General features: G+C 34.6%; 13 protein-coding genes. 4 read left to right on the forward strand and 9 right to left on the reverse strand.

The features are described from left to right. Positions 1-5 precede the first annotated feature (5 nt). Together msrC and GOQ17_RS07510 are read left to right on the forward strand one after the other, a co-directional pair. On the forward strand, positions 6-476 hold the full coding sequence (gene msrC, locus GOQ17_RS07505) for a free L-methionine (R)-S-oxide reductase MsrC (protein ID WP_159636686.1): 471 nt from the start codon (positions 6-8) through the stop codon (positions 474-476). 38 nt (positions 477-514) lie between these two features. Further along, positions 515-1330: a TspO-related membrane protein gene (locus GOQ17_RS07510; RefSeq protein ID WP_159636687.1), complete on the forward strand. Its 816-nt coding sequence runs from the start codon at positions 515-517 to the stop codon at positions 1328-1330. Positions 1331-1345: 15 nt separating this feature from the next. Here the strand turns inward: GOQ17_RS07510 and GOQ17_RS07515 are convergent, their stop codons facing one another. The 3 genes from GOQ17_RS07515 to fumC are packed head-to-tail and all read right to left on the reverse strand — an operon-like array spanning position 1346 to position 4233. Continuing rightward, entirely contained in the window at positions 1346-2245 is a 900-nt protein-coding gene (locus GOQ17_RS07515; protein WP_159636688.1) for a WD40 repeat domain-containing protein, read from the reverse strand. 51 nt (positions 2246-2296) lie between these two features. Next, a complete protein-coding gene (locus GOQ17_RS07520; RefSeq protein WP_236537092.1) occupies positions 2297-2830 on the reverse strand; it encodes a fumarate hydratase in 534 nt (177 codons plus the stop codon). A 5-nt stretch (positions 2831-2835) separates the two neighbouring features. Beyond that, entirely contained in the window at positions 2836-4233 is a 1398-nt protein-coding gene (fumC, locus tag GOQ17_RS07525) for a class II fumarate hydratase (RefSeq protein WP_159636689.1), read from the reverse strand. Between the two features lie 135 nt (positions 4234-4368). On the opposite strand from fumC, the gene GOQ17_RS07530 reads away from it, so the two are divergent. Then, positions 4369-4866 carry a hypothetical protein gene (locus GOQ17_RS07530; protein WP_159636691.1) on the forward strand — a complete coding sequence of 166 codons (498 nt, stop codon included), beginning with the start codon at positions 4369-4371 and terminating at the stop codon, positions 4864-4866. Here GOQ17_RS07530 and GOQ17_RS07535 read toward each other — a convergent pair whose 3' ends face one another. Next, positions 4867-5436: a hypothetical protein gene (locus tag GOQ17_RS07535; RefSeq protein WP_159636692.1), complete on the reverse strand. Its 570-nt coding sequence runs from the start codon at positions 5434-5436 to the stop codon at positions 4867-4869. Between the two features lie 137 nt (positions 5437-5573). On the opposite strand from GOQ17_RS07535, the gene GOQ17_RS07540 reads away from it, so the two are divergent. Continuing rightward, on the forward strand, positions 5574-7190 hold the full coding sequence (locus tag GOQ17_RS07540) for a S41 family peptidase (RefSeq protein WP_159636693.1): 1617 nt from the start codon (positions 5574-5576) through the stop codon (positions 7188-7190). On the opposite strand, the gene GOQ17_RS07545 is transcribed toward GOQ17_RS07540, so the two are convergent. The 5 genes from GOQ17_RS07545 to GOQ17_RS07565 all read right to left on the reverse strand — a co-directional run bounded on the left by GOQ17_RS07545 (position 7187) and on the right by GOQ17_RS07565 (position 12366). After that, a complete protein-coding gene (locus GOQ17_RS07545) occupies positions 7187-8302 on the reverse strand; it encodes an endonuclease/exonuclease/phosphatase family protein (RefSeq protein WP_159636694.1) in 1116 nt (371 codons plus the stop codon). The two genes, GOQ17_RS07540 and GOQ17_RS07545, sit on opposite strands and share 4 nt — an antisense overlap. Beyond that, the gene (locus GOQ17_RS07550) at positions 8302-9162 is read right to left on the reverse strand and encodes a rhomboid family intramembrane serine protease (protein ID WP_159636695.1); all 861 of its coding nucleotides are present in this window, start codon (positions 9160-9162) and stop codon (positions 8302-8304) included. Before GOQ17_RS07550 ends, GOQ17_RS07545 begins: the two co-directional genes overlap by 1 nt. Before the next feature lie 10 nt (positions 9163-9172). Next, complete coding sequence (locus GOQ17_RS07555) at positions 9173-9886, reverse strand: rhomboid family intramembrane serine protease (protein WP_201288576.1); 714 nt, start codon at positions 9884-9886, stop codon at positions 9173-9175. Between the two features lie 14 nt (positions 9887-9900). Beyond that, positions 9901-11781 (reverse strand): DNA mismatch repair endonuclease MutL, encoded by a 1881-nt coding sequence (gene mutL / locus GOQ17_RS07560; RefSeq protein ID WP_159636696.1) that lies wholly within the window; start codon positions 11779-11781, stop codon positions 9901-9903. A 114-nt stretch (positions 11782-11895) separates the two neighbouring features. Continuing rightward, the gene (locus GOQ17_RS07565) at positions 11896-12366 is read right to left on the reverse strand and encodes an Lrp/AsnC ligand binding domain-containing protein (RefSeq protein WP_149913951.1); all 471 of its coding nucleotides are present in this window, start codon (positions 12364-12366) and stop codon (positions 11896-11898) included. Positions 12367-12594: the final 228 nt, after the last annotated feature.

Genomic DNA, 12594 nt, shown 5'->3' on the forward strand with positions numbered 1-12594 from the left:
ATAGCATGGCGGAGGATTTAAAAATAATTTCTGGGGATAGGGAAGATCAATACAAAAGTTTGCTACCTCAAATCAAAGGATTGTTAGATGGGGAGACAGACCTGATTGCTAATCTAGCAAATATCAGCGCTGCGTTGAAAGAGCAGTTCAACTTCTTTTGGGTAGGATTTTATTTGGTTAAAGATAATGAATTGGTCTTAGGCCCATTTCAAGGTCCTGTAGCATGTACAAGAATCGCTTACAACCGAGGAGTGTGCGGTGCAGCTTGGGCTAAAGAAGAAACGCTAATCGTTCCGGATGTGGAACAATTCCCAGGTCATATTGCCTGTAGTTCTCTTTCTAAATCAGAGATTGTCATCCCTTTTTATGTAAAGGGAATGCTGATGGGTGTTTTGGATGTCGACAGTGAAAGTATTAATAATTTTAATGAAATAGATGAAAAATATATTAAAGAAATATTATCTTTAATAAACTAACTGATTATTTTACGGATCTATCTTATGGGATTGATTAGATGAGAAGTGCACATCAAATTGCTTTTCTGAATTTATTATTTATTGTTATAAATTGTTTTTGGATTATAATAGTAGATGATAAGAAAATTTATGGATTGTCCATTTATGATACGTTTTCAACGAATTGGTCTTACCTCACCCCACATGTTGACACTTTCAATATTTGGAAAATAATAACAATCGTTCTTGTTCTTACTGCAATATTTTATTGTATTGTCTTAAAAAGAGAAAATGATGAAGATGCACCATTAGCCCAACAAGTAGAAAAGTCCGGTAATTGGATGCTTGTAAATCAACTTTTCTTGGGAATGAGTATGGTTTTTAAATTAAATAATTTTTTAATCATTGCTTATCTGTGTAGCATAGGGACCTATTATTCCTTGAATAAACTAAACCTAATATTCAAGATACGTGATACAGAGAATCCTTCTTTTATACATATTTTTACGCGTACTTCCTTAGGTTTGTATAGTGGTTGGTTCGTTTATTTACTTGGATTTAATGGTATTCCTACCATCAATAAATTTCTTCGATTGCCAGCAGATCATCTGCTACTTTTTATTCTATCTATTTTATTTTTATTAGGGAGTTTTAGTTTCATTTGGTACAAAACCATGCTATGTAAATTGCCTGCAATATTAGTGGGATATACTGCAGGTGTTCTTGGATCATATTTCTATAATATACAAGCTAATATAGGTACACTGCTTTATGACATCATGGAGTATTTGTTTATAGGCGTATTAAGTATTAGTGTGATTACGATAATTTACCTAATATATCAAAAAAGAAAATTCTACATGATGCAGGACTAGTGGGTCGGATTTTGATTAAAACACAACTTTCCAAATCTTCACCATTTTGTCATCTCCAGCAGTACAAATTAATTGCTGTTTTTCAATATAGGCTATTGAGTTAATTGACAAATGATGAGAATCAATTCCTTTATCCCTTGATAGATTTTTTAAGAGTTTGAAATCTGTATCCCAGATTTTTAAGGTTTTGTCTCGGCTTACAGTTGCAATAAGTGAATTGTTCAACGGAATAATACCGTAAACTGTAAACATATGTGGCGTAATTTCAGCAACTTTTGATAAGTAAGGAACAGAAGTCTTGAACATCTTAGCATCTCTTCCTCCAGAAATCAAGTAACCATCTACAAAAGCTAAACTTGTTACAGATTGTGTGTGAACTTGTTCAGAAGTGAGTTTATGATAATCTCGAATATCCCACAAGTGTATAAAGCCATTTTTATCCCCTGCAGCTAAAATATGCTTATTCTCATCCAAAGCCAAACTACGAACTGTGGTATTGATGACTTGAAATGAATAAAGTAATTCGAAGTTATTTAAACTCCATACATAAGCTTTCCCATATTCATCAATTGCGATTAATTCATTTTTTGACAAAATAGCTTTCACTACGAATGCCGCTCCTTTATCAATAGTCAATTTTGCAATTAATTCCGGTTCAGATTTACGAATTACCAAAATACCCCCAGAGCGCAAAGTCGCTACTAATAAATCCCTTTCAATAATATAGCACAAGTTATAAACTGAAGAAGGAACTGCGCACAAAACACGCTTGAACTTTAAGGTGTTCAAATCCCACTCTACAATTCCTTTGTCATTGCCAGCTGAATATAACAAGCCATTCTGCTCGTCTATTGCCAAAGTATAAATAGGATTTTGATGTCCAATGAATGTGTTTTGTAATGTAACCTCTACCATAGTGATGTCAACAAGATTCAATAAATACGTATTAGGGGATATATACTAATTTTACATTTCCCAACGTTTTTTTGGAACGCAGGTAATATCCTGTGTTTTGCGAAGAGTGATTGGTTTGGATTCAAATTTATTTTGCAACACGATACTGTCTGCTGCAATAGAAATGATTTTAAATCGTGGCAAATATTGTCCGTTTTTATAACAGCCGGAAATTTTTTGTTTGCCATTTTCTCTTGTGAATATACCTTCCACAATAAGACTATCTCCACGTTGTACATACACGCCTTTCGCATATTCTTTCCAATTTCCGTTTTTGAAACAAGAATCGGGCATTGTTTTGGTTTTCGCATGTACGTCCATCACTGTATAGATGGAATCGCAACGAAAAGTGAATTCGTGAAGCGTGTAGTTCAATAATTGTTCCTTATTATGAACACTGTCTTGAACCCAAACTCCTTGAAGTACTGCAACGCCTTCAGTTTGCATGTCCGAATGACGATAACAACTTGCAAAAGTGAAAAGCATACCTAACATAATTGCTAGGTATGCTTTTGCTAAATTATATTTTTTTGAAAGTTTACTCACTAAGCTTATTTTAAACTTCCCACCATTTCCTCTGGTTTTACCCACTCATCAAATTCCTCAGCAGTTACATAACCTAATGCAATAGCTGTTTCTTTCAACGTAGAGTTGTTTTTGTGTGCTGTCTGTGCAATCTCAGCAGCTTTGTAGTAACCTATTTTAGTGTTTAAAGCAGTAACCAACATCAATGAGTTATCTACCAATTCTTTGATTCGTGCGTAATTTGGCTCAATACCCACAGCACAGTGTTCTTCGAAAGAAACACATGCATCACCGATAAGACGAGCTGACTGTAAGAAATTAGCTGCCATTAATGGCTTGAAAACGTTCAATTCGTAATGACCTTGCGTTCCGCCGATAGTAATAGCAACATCGTTACCCATTACTTGTGCAGCAACCATTGTCAATGCTTCACATTGTGTAGGGTTTACTTTTCCAGGCATGATAGAAGAACCTGGTTCGTTTTCTGGAATCAAAATCTCACCGATACCCGAACGAGGACCAGAAGCCAACATACGAATGTCATTAGCAATTTTGTTCAATGCTACAGCCAATTGTTTCAAAGCGCCATGTGTTTCCACAATAGCATCGTGAGAAGCTAATGCTTCGAATTTGTTCGGTGCAGTCACAAAAGGAAGACCTGTGAATTCTGCAATATATTTAGCTACAGTTACATCATAACCTTTAGGTGTATTCAATCCTGTACCTACCGCAGTACCACCCAAAGCAACTTCTGCTAAGTGAGCTAATGTGTTTTTAACTGCTTTGATACCATAGTTTAATTGTGCAACATAACCGGAAAGCTCTTGACCTAATGTCAATGGCGTAGCATCCATTAAGTGTGTGCGTCCAATTTTCACCACATTCATGAATTCTTCAGACTTACGTTGTAATGTATCACGCAATTTCTCTACACCTGGAATAGTAACTTCTACTACCGCTTTGTATGCCGCGATGTGCATACCAGTAGGGAATGTATCATTTGAGGATTGTGATTTGTTTACATCATCATTTGCTTTCAATACTGGTTCACCTTCACCGATTTTACCACCAGCCAATACTTGCGCACGATTAGCAACAACCTCGTTTACGTTCATGTTCGATTGTGTACCTGAGCCAGTTTGCCAAATTACCAATGGAAATTGGTCATCTAATTTTCCAGCTAAGATTTCGTCACAAACTGCAGCAATCGCATCACGCTTTTCGATAGGTAATACACCTAATTCGTGGTTTGCGTAGGCAGCTGCTTTTTTCAAATAAGCAAAACCTTCGATAATTTCTTTTGGCATAGAGCCTGAAGGTCCGATTTTAAAGTTATTACGTGAACGTTCAGTTTGTGCACCCCAGTACTTGTCTGCAGGTACTTGAACTTCACCCATTGTATCTTTTTCTATTCTGAATGACATGATAGTAAAGTTTTATTTTTGTGTCCCAAAGTTACTGAATTATATATACAATAGAAACCATGATTTGCCCTCGAAATGTCTGATTTATTTCAAAAGTTGTATATTTAAGTATTATAAATCAAGTTTAGTTGTACCATGAGAAAAATATTGGGTTTTCTGAAAATAGTATTGTCATTTGCCATATTCGTTGTTTGTTTTTCCTGTATAGGAGATAATACTTCTTCGGACAATGAGCAAATAAATGATTCTATTGCTGCTGTTTCCACTTTGGAGTTTGACGCTCCAAAAGTTACCTTATGGACTTATGATGCTGACCTAGATACTATGGTCAAAAATACAATTCCAGCTGATTTGACTATAGAATTAGTAATTGATACGCTAAATAACCGATATGCTAATGCTAAATTGAAATTAGATAAAATCGCATCGGATACTGTATTTGTTAAAATTGATGATGTATCCTTTCTGCAGCAATATGGTACGACCGGAAATTATGGTTTCATGTCAGAAGTTGTATTTTCCTTGACAGAAGTTCCTGATGTAAATTATGTGTTTTTAGATTTTGAAGAAATAGACCACGCTTCTCCAGGACTTTATTCACGTAAGAATTTTGAGAATAAAATTATTCCTTAATTACATACCTAATCGCTTCTGCATATGTTCTTCGATATGATGAAATAATTGCTTAGGCTTTAATGTACGCCAAGGAATTTCATTTAGGAAGCCTCCAAGATTGATATAATAATCTATGTTTTGTGATTGAAACTCTTCCAAAACATGTTCGCGGAAATGTAAGCCTGCAATCCAACCATCTTCAATGTCTTGAAACCATTCTTCATAATAGGAGTCATCCGAACTGTGGAAATTCAATACATTTTCGCCAATTAAAATATACTTACTAATTCCTTCACCAATCATAACATCAATCAATTCTCTTTTGAGTAACATGATATCGTTGTAAATGGCGTCATTCCATTCGCCAATGAATTCGATAACAGCAAATCCTTTGTCATAATCCACAAAAATTACCTTCACGTAAAGCGTCTGTGAACCAAAATCATCCCATTGCGGATGAATTAAATAATTATAGACCTGTTTGTCAAATTCAAACTCATTATACAAGGTTCCGAAGAAAGGAGACCTTTCATCTTCTGCGGCTATATAGTCATGTCTCCAATTGTAAAAAGGTTCTATCTCGTGCATATTCTCCAATTATTGTTCAAAGATTAGGAATTATTTACTGATTATAAAGATTTTGGACTACAATTTGCATGAATAAATATTGAAATATCTATACAATACATTGAATTAACTCTTATTTTTGCATACGCACTTATTTCATGCAAAAAGGTACTGGAAGGAATCTATTTGTTGCTGCGACATATGCAGCTACGTTATTACTAGGACTTATTCTGGGGCAAAATTATGTTGCACAGCAGAATAATAATCCTGGGGTTTCCCTTGTGCCTATAGGTCTATCCGACAATTCTTACAAAATTCAGCAGGTATTGGATTTATTATCAAGTTCGTACGTGGATAGCCTAGATCTAGATTCTCTTCAGAATGGCGCAATTAATCATATCATTTCGCATTTGGATCCCTATTCAACTTACTTGTTACCAAATGAATCCAAGAACCAAAACGAAATGTTAGAAGGTACTTTTGAAGGAATTGGTCTAGATTTCTTTAACCTAAATGATACCTTACTTGTTGTAGGGTTGGTGGGCAATGGGCCAGCTGAAAGATCAGGGCTGAAAGTTGGAGATAAAATAATTCGTATTGATACAACCTATGTGTCAGGACGCAATATAGGTCAAAAAGTCGTTGACAGATTAATGCGAGGTAAAAAAGGTTCTCAGGTTAACCTTTATGTGAATAGAGAAAATTTCCCAACACAACAGTTATTTAAGGTTAAAAGAGATCAAATCAATGTAAGCTCTATTGATGCGTCTTATCTTATCGAACCGCAGGTTGGGTATATCAAAATTAGACGATTTGGGCTAAAGACAAGTGATGAATTCAAAGCTTCCATTTCGCACCTTAAGAAACAAGGGGCTAATAATTTGATATTGGATTTGCGGGATAATGGGGGGGGATATTTCCATATTGCCATAAAAATTGCGAGTGAATTTTTTGCAGATAAAAAACTGTTAGTGTTTACACAAGGCGCACACGAGACCAAACGAGAATATTTTTCAGAAGGTAATGGAAATTTTTCACAAGGTAAATTAGTCGTATTAATAAATGAGTCGTCCGCTTCAGCATCGGAAATCGTTGCAGGTGCATTACAAGATTGGGATCGCGCTACTATTGTCGGTCGTGGTTCTTACGGTAAAGGTATTGTACAAGAGCAATTTGATTTTTTAGATGGATCGCGTATCAATTTGAGTATATCACGCTATTATACTCCGTTGGGAAGATCTATACAACGTAAATATACAGCAAATTGGTCTAATATGGTGGACTATGTATCTATGTATCGTGGGTTATGGGCTTTGGACACCGCCTATAAAAGCAACCAAATTTATAAGACCTTAGCAGGAAGAGAGTTGTTTAGCGGTGGAGGGATTAACCCTGATATAATGGTCAATATTGACTCAAATTCAACTAGTTTGTTGTATCAAGAGATTTTGAAATCAAGCTATATAGAACAGTTTGTTTATGAGCGATTTACTAAAGTTCTTCCGGCTTATTCTATTGAGAATTTCTTGCAAGGATACAGACTTCCGATGCAAGAATACAATGCATTCATTGAATATTTAAATCAACGAGGATTGGTCATCACAGAGCGTAAAAAACAAGACTTGTTAAAACTTATTCAATCTGATATTGAGGCTATTGTGGGTAGGTATTATTTTGGTCGGGAGGCTTATTTTAAAGTCAAAAATAGATACGATAGTTATGTAGAGACAGGTTTGCAATTATTGCGTCCTGCACCAGTTAATGAAGCTTCTTAATAGATCAAATCCGCCCAAATAGGATAATGGTCTGAGAGTCTTTCCTTCAAAATACCGTAATCTTCCACCTTCATTCTTTTGTCGCTCATGATATAGTCTATTTGGAATATAGGTAATATGCCAAAATATGTCACTCCCCATCCAAATCCTTTTTCAGCAAAAGCATTTTTCATATTTTTACCAACTAAATTGACACTATAGGACATCGGTGTATCGTTAAAATCTCCCATCACGACATACGGATATGGTGAGTCATCAATATGTTTTACTAATGTATTGGCTTGATTACTTCGACTGGTGAATGCTCTTTTCAATTTACGCCCTAGTTTTTTTGTTTGCTCTTCGTTTTTTACTTGTTCTGTAGGCGACTTTTGGATGAAATCTTTATCTTCTTCTTGCAAGGCAAAAGAACGTAAATGAACATTGTAGATTCGTATGGTGTCTGTCTCACGCTTCACGTCGGCAAATATGATACGGTTCACCCCATATCCATTTTCTTCTATCGTGCCATAGTGAATTATAGGGTATTTAGAAAAAATAGCTTGTCCATAACCTTCATAATCATTTTTTTCAAAGGGCTCAAAGTAATAATCTTCGAATTCACCTTCCTGTAATAAATTTTTAGTAAACTGTTTTGAACCTCTGATCCGACTATAAAATTCTTGGAAACAAACTACGTCAGGATTAATAGTGCGAATAAATTCAATTGTTTCTTCTCTAAACTTATTCTTCTTGTTATCATAATGTTGAAACAAATGTACATTAAAACTCATAACACGTATGGTCGTGTCTTTTTTTACTAAGATTTTGTCGTTTTTATTTTTGAAATTAATGTGTTTATTCAACAAAGACCAGCCTGCCAAAATAGCTAATATGCTTAAAAACGCATTACGCTTCTTGCGCAGAAACCAATAAATAATAAAACCACAATTAATAAGTAAGATGGGCAGATAGCCTAGTCCAAAAAATGCTATTATCCAAAATTCACGTGGATCAATGAAGGAGGCACAATAACTTAATAGCAATGCTACTACAGCCAATACATTGGCTATAAATACAGTTTTGCTAAAGTAACCGAGTTTTTTCTTACGTAAAAACAATTGGTTTGTCATTAGTGTTCTTTTTTACTCGCTCTAAAAAGCATATCCTTTTCCTTAGTCGATAAGCTTTCGTAACCCTTGAGCGAAATTTTATCTAATATTTGGTCAATTTGTTGTTGGTCGGGATATTCCTGTTCAATGTCTTTGCGCTGTTCATAATAGTTGCCTTTCACCACTTTAAGTTTATGATTTTTCTTTTTAAAAATCAAACTCCAGTCTTTACCACGTTGCAATTGATGTGTAAATAGCATGCCTAAAAATACTATTAGCAAATAACTAATAGCTGCGCCTTTATTAGTTGTCATTAAGAATGCAAACTGAAGCCCCAAATATACGCCTGCGACCCATTTGAATTTAATGTTACCAAGTAACAATAGTCTAAGTTCTGAGTTTGGGATTAGTAAAGCTAAGCTACTTAAAATACCAGCTAAACCAAATGCGCTTGTACTCCAGCTTACTGGTAAGGACTGAAATATTGGAATAAATCCGAGAGCTAGAAATATTATCGCTCCCAATACCATTCCACCAATAAATACTGTATTAAATTGACGATTATTGAGGAAATTTAGAAACATATTTCCAACCCAATACAACCATATGCAGTCAAAAAGTAAATTCCATAAACTAGTATAAATGAATGGGTGAGTGATAAATGACCATGGTTGGGTAATAAACTCTTTAAAGCTATTAGGAAGAATAGATTCTTGCGAAAGGATTTTGTACAAATCCACAGAGGTAGTTTCTGAGAATGACAGTAAATCAAAAATATGAAGGAGAATAAATAATAATACTTGTCCAGTAATAAAATACGGGATAATAGATGCAGATTTATAAGTGTCTCTAATAAAAGATTTTAAGACATTCTCTTTCATATATTTACTATTAATAATATCCTTTTTTGTATCCCCACATTTTAATCATAAGATAACCAAATAAAGCGCCACCAACGTGAGCCAAATGGGCAATCGAAGAACCAGAATTGTTGAAACCTAAGTAAATTTCGATCAAAATATATCCACCAACAAAATATTTGGCTTTAATAGGAACTGGGATAAACATAAAATACAACGGCATATTCGGATAGAAATATGCAAAAGCTAATAATAATCCGAATACAGCCCCAGAAGCACCAACCATAGGAGTCGCATAAATTGACGCTAGCTTACCTAATTCATCTCCGGTTAGTGGTAGCTGAGAGGAAATGCGATTTGCTGCTAAATCTAAAGTTATAGATTCTGCAGCAAATGGAGAACCTACAATTTGAGTTACCTCAATAGCCTGAACACCATATTGCAGGACCAAAGCTCCCAATGCTGTTATCAAATAGTAATTTAAAAACCTCTTTGAGCCAAACATTTGTTCAATCACAGGTCCAAACATCACCAATGCAAACATATTGAAAAACATATGTGTGAATCCGCCGTGCATAAACATATAGCTGATAGGCTGCCATACTTCAAAAAATGGCGAATCAGGGTAATACACACCTAATAAGCGATTTGCATTTGGAAATATCATGGTGCCCACAAAACAAATGATATTAATTATCAATAAGTTTTTTACAACAGGCGAAAGGTTTCCTAAAATATTATTCATCTAATTTAATACGATTAAATTTTGTCAAATTTTTCCATCAATTCCGTTAATGTCAGCGTTACGATGGTTGGTTTTCCATGTACAGATATATTTGGGCTTTCGCACGCAAACAATTTGTCAATCAATTCTTCAATAGCATCATTATTTAAAGCTGTACCAGCTTTTATAGCAGCACTTTTAGCTAATGATTTAGCAAGATGATCTCTTTTGTCAACTTTAAGTTCTGTGCGATTGTGTTTATAATCCTCCAAAAGCTGTTCAATAATCTGCTTTTCGTTGATATTATTTCCCAAATCTGCTGGAATTCCATCTACAATATAAGTAGTTTTTCCGAAAGGTCTTAATTGAAATCCTAAAGTTTGTAATTCTGGAAGAATATCGTTCATCAACTCAAAATCCGCTGGTGATAAATCTATTGTGGTTGGGAATAAGCTTTGTTGGCTAATGCCTTGATTATTAATTAATTGTTCTTTATATTGTTCAAACAAAATGCGCTCATGTGCAGCTTGTTGATCAATCAACATAATACCAGAATGTATCTGTGAAACAATATATCTGTTATGAATTTGAAAGAAGCTTTTTTTGGATTCAGCTTTCGGAATTATTTCCTTTTTTTCATCAATTATCTGCTCTTCCGTATTTAGCAAAGGAAGTTGAGCAGGAGTTTCGGTCTCTGTGATTTGATATAGTGAATCCCAATTTTTAGGAATGGCTTCGCGTTCAAAACGTGAACTGTAATCATTTGAACGGGAATTATTAGAAGGTCTTAACGATCCAATTTCACTTTCAAATGGATTAAAATTAGGATTAAATGTAATTGTAGGAACTTGTATTTCATCAATAGGCTTAGAAGAAATCATACCGCTAAAGCTTGTTTCTTGATCAAAATCAAGTGAAGGTGTAATGTTATAGCGCCCTAATGAACGTTTTACAGCAGAACGGATTATTGCATAGATTGCTTTATCGTCCTCATATTTAATCTCTGTTTTTGTCGGATGTACGTTGATGTCTATTTTTGAAGGATCAATATCGATAAACAATACATACATCGGGAATGTCTCTGTAGGTAAAATTTCCTCATAGGCATTCATTACTGCATGATTCAGATAAGGATCACGGATAAATCGTTTGTTGACAAAGAAAAATTGCTCACCACGAGTTTTTTTTGCGTATTCGGGTTTACCTATGAACCCTGTAAGATTGATGATTGTCGTTTCTTCCTCAACTGGAACTAGTTTTTGATTGTAATTGTTACCGAAAAGATGAACAATACGTTGTTTTAAAGTTCCTGGCGTCAAATGAAATAATTCATTGTTGTCACTATGTAAACTTAAAAATATTTCAGGATGAGCAAGCGCAATACGCTGAAATTCATCAATTATATGACGCATTTCAACAGAATTACTTTTTAGAAAATTCCGTCGTGCAGGGATATTGTAAAAAAGATTCTTTACAATGATGTTAGTTCCAGATGGTAAAGCTTCGGGAAATTGATTTGTTACTTTTGAACTTTCTATTTGAAGCACTGTACCAAGTTCATCTTCTATGCGACGAGTTTTGAGTTCTACTTGTGCAATCGCTGCAATAGACGCCATTGCCTCACCACGAAATCCCATTGATCGGATAGCAAACAAATCTTCTGCTTTACGTATTTTGCTGGTTGCGTGACGCTCAAAACACAATCTTGCATCTGTTACACTCATTCCACAGCCATTATCTATGACTTGAATCAATGTCTTTCCTGCATCTTTAACAATAAGTTTTATACGATCCGCACCTGCGTCAATAGCGTTTTCAATAAGTTCTTTGACAGCTGAAGCGGGTCTTTGTACCACTTCTCCAGCAGCAATTTGATTGGCAACCGCATCAGGAAGTAATTGAATAATATCCGACATACAGCACAAAGTTACAAAAAATTATATGGCTAATGACTGCGGATATTGAGAATATATAGCATAAAAAAGGTAGCGCTCAAACGCTACCTTATGCAAATTTTATTGAGTAAATTACTATAAAGTAATTTGACGTTTGATGCTTTCTTCTAAGGAAATGATTGTCTCCGTGCGTTGAATACCTTTCAACCCTTGAATGTCTTCATTCAAAACTTTACGCAGGTGTGCAGTATCGCGACATACTATTTTTGCAAACATACTGTATTGTCCTGTACAATAATGAAGCTCCACTACTTCTTTAATGTTTTTTAACTGTGCTACTGCATCGGAATATTGTGACCCTTTTTCTAAATATATACCCAAAAAAGCTGTAATGTCAAATCCTACTTTTTGAGGGTTAATAATTAAGTTAGATCCATGAATAATTCCTAGTTCTTCCATCTTTTTCATGCGAACATGGATTGTTCCACCCGATACAATCAATTTTTTCGCAATTTCAGTGTATGGAATAGATGCATCTTCCATGAGAATGGAAAGAATTTGAACATCAAGATTGTCTAAATCGTAATTAGAATAATTTTTTTCCATAAATGTGATTTTTTCCAACAACCGTGATCACTATCACGATAATTAGTTTTTCTTTTAAGGCTATCGCCTTGGTTTTAAAGATTTATAATAAGAAGATTATCGTAAGGAGTTATAAACATCCTTTACAAAGGTATTCATTATCAATGTAATCTCTTTGAATCTTTTGCAAAAATAATAACAAAATTTGATATTTTATTTGCTTATTTTGAATGATTGCAAATTAAAATT

Origin of the sequence: Sphingobacterium composti (assembly GCF_009829075.1) — a bacterium.
Taxonomy (GTDB): Bacteria; Bacteroidota; Bacteroidia; order Sphingobacteriales; family Sphingobacteriaceae; genus Sphingobacterium; species Sphingobacterium composti.

Bases quoted from the DNA above. Each gene is read 5' to 3' on its own strand.
- GOQ17_RS07550 (WP_159636695.1), bottom strand. From the start codon at position 9,162: ATGAAAGAGAATGTCTTAAAATCTTTTATTAGAGACACTTATAAATCT.
- GOQ17_RS07565 (WP_149913951.1), bottom strand. From the start codon at position 12,366: ATGGAAAAAAATTATTCTAATTACGATTTAGACAATCTTGATGTTCAA.
- GOQ17_RS07555 (WP_201288576.1), bottom strand. From the start codon at position 9,886: ATGAATAATATTTTAGGAAACCTTTCGCCTGTTGTAAAAAACTTATTG.
- GOQ17_RS07530 (WP_159636691.1), top strand. From the start codon at position 4,369: ATGAGAAAAATATTGGGTTTTCTGAAAATAGTATTGTCATTTGCCATA.
- GOQ17_RS07540 (WP_159636693.1), top strand. From the start codon at position 5,574: ATGCAAAAAGGTACTGGAAGGAATCTATTTGTTGCTGCGACATATGCA.
- msrC (WP_159636686.1), top strand. From the start codon at position 6: ATGGCGGAGGATTTAAAAATAATTTCTGGGGATAGGGAAGATCAATAC.
- mutL (WP_159636696.1), bottom strand. From the start codon at position 11,781: ATGTCGGATATTATTCAATTACTTCCTGATGCGGTTGCCAATCAAATT.
- GOQ17_RS07545 (WP_159636694.1), bottom strand. From the start codon at position 8,302: ATGACAAACCAATTGTTTTTACGTAAGAAAAAACTCGGTTACTTTAGC.
- GOQ17_RS07535 (WP_159636692.1), bottom strand. From the start codon at position 5,436: ATGCACGAGATAGAACCTTTTTACAATTGGAGACATGACTATATAGCC.
- GOQ17_RS07510 (WP_159636687.1), top strand. From the start codon at position 515: ATGAGAAGTGCACATCAAATTGCTTTTCTGAATTTATTATTTATTGTT.
- GOQ17_RS07515 (WP_159636688.1), bottom strand. From the start codon at position 2,245: ATGGTAGAGGTTACATTACAAAACACATTCATTGGACATCAAAATCCT.
- fumC (WP_159636689.1), bottom strand. From the start codon at position 4,233: ATGTCATTCAGAATAGAAAAAGATACAATGGGTGAAGTTCAAGTACCT.